Raw genomic sequence first — 2,906 nt, forward strand, 5'->3', positions numbered from 1 at the left:
CGTTCTACACTTGGAGTTTATTTTAAGCAAGGAAGGTTGTTAAAAAAAGAGATGTAGTTAAAGTTTAATGATGTAGAAAACAGCGAAAAACGTATTCAAACTTTAGAAGGGAAAATAGTTAATTTAGAGAAAGTGATTAACACATTAGAATATAGATTAGAGATAGTAAAATCAAAAACACAGTTGGAGAAATAACCAACTGTGTTTTTATATAGGGTGTATTTTATTTTACACTTAACTAAATCGGTCGCATATTGTTTGGTGGATAAGTGTTATTTTTTTATTACGGTATTGCCCATCGCGATAGAAATTCGATTCCAACTGTTTATTTGATTAATGATTAACACAAGGTCAACATATTGTTTTTCGTCAAAGTGTTCACGTACTCGGTTATATAGATTTTCAGGAACTCTTTTAGTAGGAATGAGAGTAATATGCTCCGATAGTTCCAGAGCAACTTTTTCTTCAGGAGTATAAAAATCGCAATCATCCCAAGCGCTTAAGCAGTAAATTCTTTGCTCGGCTTCACCCAATTTTCGGGCGTCAGAAGTATGCATATCGATACAATAAGCACAGCCGTTAATTTGAGAGACTCTAATTTTTATAAGCTCTCTAACAGCACGATTAATTGAGGATTTCTTCGTGTATTTCTCCATATCCATCATAATTTTCATACCATCAGGCGAAATATCATAATAAGACATTCTTTGACTCATAAGACAAAACCTCCGTTATTATAAGTTTTTATAATAAAAACACACTAGGTCGCTATTGTGACTTCTAGTGTGTTTTTGTAATTAATTCACTTTTTTTATAAAACCTTTATAATGACGCTTCACAAGTTGACTTTCTAACGTCTTCATCGTTTCTAATGCAACACCTACGATGATTAGTAAACTTGTACCACCGATTTGAGCAGATGGTGGTAATGTAGCGATTTTTGTAAATACAAGTGGTAATATTGAAATTGCTCCTAAGAAAATCGCACCGATAAATGTTAAACGGTATAAAATTTTTGTTACATACTGTTCTGTAGATTTACCTGGGCGAATACCCGGGACATATCCGTTTTGCTTTTTCAAATTCTCAGCCATTTGTTCAGGGTTTACTTGAATAAATGCATAGAAGTATGTGAAAGCAACGATAAGACCAACATAAAGCGCCATTCCAAACGGATGTGCAAAATCAAGATTCGCAATTAGCCATTTAGATACGCTCGAGTCAGGGAAGAGCTGCGCAATTGTACGCGGCGTCATTAAAAAGGCTGAAGCAAAGATAACAGGAATTACACCTGCACTATTTACTTTAAGAGGTAAATGAGTATTTTTTGCYCCTTGATATTGATTGTTTCCTGAAACAGCTTTTGCATATTGAATCGGTATTTTTCGAACAGCTTGTTGAATGTAAATAACACCAACAACTATCGCTAAAATTACGAGTCCAATTAAAACCATTTTTATTATGTGCATAAATAACTGATCGCCTGCGTTTTGGAATTGTTGCAAATAAATTTGATTAGCGACATTTGGAATCGCCGCAACAAGTCCTGCGAAGATAATCATTGAGATTCCATTACCAACGCCATTAGCGGTAATTTGTTCACCTAACCAAAGTAAAAATGCAGTACCAGCAGTTAAAACTGTCGCAATAAATAAGTATGTAGTCCAGCTTTGATCTGTAATTAATTGTCCACCTGCTATATTATTAAAACCATAAGACATCCCAATGGATTGTATGAATGCGAGAATGATTGTAAAGTATCGAGTAAATTGAGCTGATTTCTTACGGCCCATTTCTCCTTGCTTTGCCCATTCTGTAAATTTAGGTACAACGTCCATTTGTAGTAATTGTACAATGATAGAAGCTGTAATATATGGTGTTATACCTACAGCAAAGATTGAGAAGTGTTGCAGTGCTCCTCCGCCAAATACGTTCAGCATGCCTAAAACGTTAGCTTGATCTTGTACTTTTAATACCTCTGCGTTAGTATGAGGAACTGGAATAAACGTGCCAATTCGAAAAACAATTAGCATCGCTAGTGTAAAAAGAATTTTGTTTCTTATCTCAGCTACTCTCATGAAATTTGAAATCGTACGAAACATTATGTCGCCTCCTATATTTTTATCAGTTCAAAACTGATTATTATATCCCGATGAAGTAACCACAAACCTCCTTCCGCATTAAATTCATTTGACAAATGGAATTTTATACATTTTGTAGTTTTCACGGATATAAAAATATAAGGTGTTATACAAGCGATTTATTAACTTTTCGTAATCATTCAATACCCATAATATAACTAATAAATTAACAAATGTACATACATAAGCATTAAAAATGAATGAATAGGGTGATTTTTTACATATATTTAATGCTAGATTGATAATTAGGAACGTTTTATGTAGTTATATTGAAAGGATTCCGTGGAAAGTATTATGATGTAGCTGTAGCGCATAATAACCTCAAGGAAATCTTCAAGGATGTTGAGAGAACTCATACATTTCAGCATGAATTAGAGAACCTACGAAAGAAAGAAAAGATTGGATTGGAATAATAGTGAAGGAAAATCTTTTTTCCATAGAGAATATTTCTAGCGTAGGAATTTAAGTATGTAGGTTCTAGCGAAAGGAGAATTCACATGAATACATTTGTAAATGACAAGTTTTATGAAACTAGAAATCAATTATTTGAGGAAATTACTTTGTTAAGTGATGCTCAATTTAATAGGAAACCAGATAAGGATAAATGGAGTATAGCACAAGTTTGTCATCACTTAGTTTTATTAGATGWGAGAGTTATAACAGTTATTTCATCGGGATTAAAAAAGATGGATAGTATCTTAAATGAGCGTAAAGAAATTCACACTATTTTATTAGATAGATCGATAAAATTTATAGCCCCAGAAA

Annotated in this window: 3 protein-coding genes; 1 reads left to right on the top strand and 2 read right to left on the bottom strand. The window is 33.1% G+C overall.

What is annotated here, in order from left to right; translation table 11 throughout:
* Nucleotides 1–272: 272 nt before the first annotated feature.
* Both AC1DJR_RS24595 and secY read right to left on the bottom strand, forming a co-directional pair.
* Nucleotides 273–716, bottom strand: a complete 444-nt coding sequence (locus tag AC1DJR_RS24595) for a carboxymuconolactone decarboxylase family protein (RefSeq protein ID WP_429687143.1) — start codon at nt 714–716, stop codon at nt 273–275.
* 81 nt (nt 717–797) lie between these two features.
* On the bottom strand, nt 798–2,102 hold the full coding sequence (gene secY / locus AC1DJR_RS24600; protein WP_002141891.1) for a preprotein translocase subunit SecY: 1,305 nt from the start codon (nt 2,100–2,102) through the stop codon (nt 798–800).
* A gap of 536 nt (nt 2,103–2,638) precedes the next feature.
* Here secY and AC1DJR_RS24605 point away from each other — a divergent pair.
* On the top strand, nt 2,639–2,906 hold a 268-nt coding region (locus tag AC1DJR_RS24605), incomplete at its 3' end, for a DinB family protein (protein ID WP_477003723.1).

The organism is Bacillus sp. 05T31 (assembly GCF_056396725.1).

What these genes read in the sequence shown, in the direction of transcription:
- AC1DJR_RS24595 (WP_429687143.1), bottom strand. Translation starts at nt 716, where the DNA reads ATGAGTCAAAGAATGTCTTATTATGATATTTCGCCTGATGGTATGAAA.